The organism is Micromonospora sp. NPDC049662 (assembly GCF_040675055.1).
Classification (GTDB): domain Bacteria; phylum Actinomycetota; class Actinomycetes; order Mycobacteriales; family Micromonosporaceae; genus Micromonospora.
This window is the reverse complement of the sequence record NZ_JBFAOC010000120.1, coordinates 1-1,784: the sequence shown is the minus strand read 5'-3', so window position 1 is coordinate 1,784 and position 1,784 is coordinate 1. Positions and strand designations below refer to the sequence as shown.

Genomic DNA, 1,784 nt, shown 5'->3' with positions numbered 1-1,784 from the left:
CCCTCGCAGCCCTTTTCTTAATTCGTTTTGCGTCTGCACCGAGGCATTGCCGCCGCCAAACCTCTTGATCATCGGGAGCGGGCGGGGTGGGGCAGCCCTCAGCCCCGGGCCCGCGCCCAGGAGAGGAAGCGCTCGGTCATCCGGGCGGGCGGGTGGTCGGGGTGGAGTTGGGTGAGCTGCTGGGTCGCCTCGTTCATCAGGGTGCCGAGGTAGATCAGCAGTCCGGTGCGGTTGGTCCGGTACTCCGTGAGCAGGGCGAGCTTGGCCGGCTGGCAGGGCCACTCCCGGCCGCAGTTGCGGCACCGCCAGAGCGGACGCATGGCAACGTGCGGAACGGGCGGACGGACCACCATCACCACCACCGCGCTTCGTCGTGGTCTCTCGGGCTGAGCACATCGACCTCCTCGTGCAGGGGAAGGGGGTCGCTCCCGCAAGGGGGAAACGGGAGCGACCCCGGGCAGAGCCCGCCACCGCCATTGCGGCCACCAGCGAACCCGCCATTGGTGACAGTCTGCGAGGAGTCAACTACGGTCGATCCGTGCTCGCGGCATCCGCGCAGATCAGCGGTCCGGTCGAGCAGCCACGAGGGACACGCGGCTTCGGGTTGGGCAGAGATGGGGGAGTCAATGGGGACAGTGACGGACTACGTGCTGGAGGAACTGCGCCTGCTGCGGGCGGAGACAGGGCTCAGCCAGGACGACTTCGGCCGGGGAATCGGCTACTCGGGCTCGCACGTCAGCTCCGTGGAGACGGGCGGGCGACCGCCCACGAAGGAGTACATGCGGGCCGTCGACAACCACCACCGGACGGGCGAGCGCTTCCAGCGGATGCTGGAACGGTTGGGCCGGCTCGACGCCGAGCCGGCCTGGCTGCGCGAATGGATCGAGTTCGAGCGGGAGGCGACCACGCTGCGCTGGTTCGAGTTGGCGTACGTGCCCGGCCTGTTGCAGACCGAGCGGTACGCCCGCGCCACGCTGGCCGGCGGGCGGTTCGACGCCGAGGACGTCGACCGGATCGTCGCGTCCCGGCTGGAACGGCAGGCGATCCTGCGCCGCCCGCGTCCGCCGCAGCTCATCGCCGTGCTGGACGAGGCGGTGCTCCGCCGGCCGGTGCTCGACCAACCGGGCCTGATGGTCGAGCAGTGCGAGCACCTGGTGGAGCTGGCCACCCAGGAGCACATCCAGGTGCATGTCGTGCCGGTGGATGCTGGCATGTACCTGGGCTTGGCCGGCCAGTTCATCATCGCCGAGATGCCCGACGGCGAACGGGTGGCGCACGCCGACAACCAGCTCATCGCGCAGTTCGTCGACGCGTCGACCGACGTCGCTAAGCTGGCGAAGACGTGGGAGATCGTCCGCAACGAGGCGCTCCCCCGCCGGCCGTCAATCGAGCTGATCAAGGAAGTGGCGAAGTCATGGACACCCTGACCCCACGGTGGCGCAAGTCGACCCGGTCCGGCGGTAACGGCGGCTCCTGCGTCGAGGTCGCCGACAACCTGCCGCACGTCGTGCTGGTGCGCGACACCAAGGACCGCGACGGCGGCACCCTGCACGTAACCCCGACGGCCTGGAAAACCTTCGTCGCCTACGCCAAGCAGCACTGACCGCACCCCACACGCAGACCTCCCCGCCCCCGCCCCCGGCACTCCGCCCCAGCCCCGCCCAGCCCCGGCACCCCGCCCCGCCCCGCCCCGCCCGCCCGCCCCCCCCCCCGGCCGCACGGCCCGGCGGGCGAGCGGCCCGACGGGCCCCCCCCGCGCAACTTCTAGTTAGGTGGGGGGAAAT

3 protein-coding genes are annotated in these 1,784 nt (G+C 70.9%); 2 read left to right on the top strand and 1 reads right to left on the bottom strand.

Annotated features, from left to right (window positions below; genetic code table 11):
* Positions 1-98: 98 nt before the first annotated feature.
* Positions 99-353: a flavin reductase gene (locus AB0J36_RS34420; RefSeq protein WP_357399366.1), complete on the bottom strand. Its 255-nt coding sequence runs from the start codon at positions 351-353 to the stop codon at positions 99-101.
* Positions 354-626: 273 nt separating this feature from the next.
* Here AB0J36_RS34420 and AB0J36_RS34415 point away from each other — a divergent pair, with 273 nt between their 5' ends.
* Entirely contained in the window at positions 627-1,427 is an 801-nt protein-coding gene (locus tag AB0J36_RS34415; RefSeq protein WP_357128260.1) for a helix-turn-helix transcriptional regulator, read from the top strand.
* Complete coding sequence (locus tag AB0J36_RS34410; protein WP_357128257.1) at positions 1,415-1,603, top strand: DUF397 domain-containing protein; 189 nt, start codon at positions 1,415-1,417, stop codon at positions 1,601-1,603. The genes AB0J36_RS34415 and AB0J36_RS34410 overlap by 13 nt, the downstream gene beginning before the upstream one ends.
* Positions 1,604-1,784: the final 181 nt, after the last annotated feature.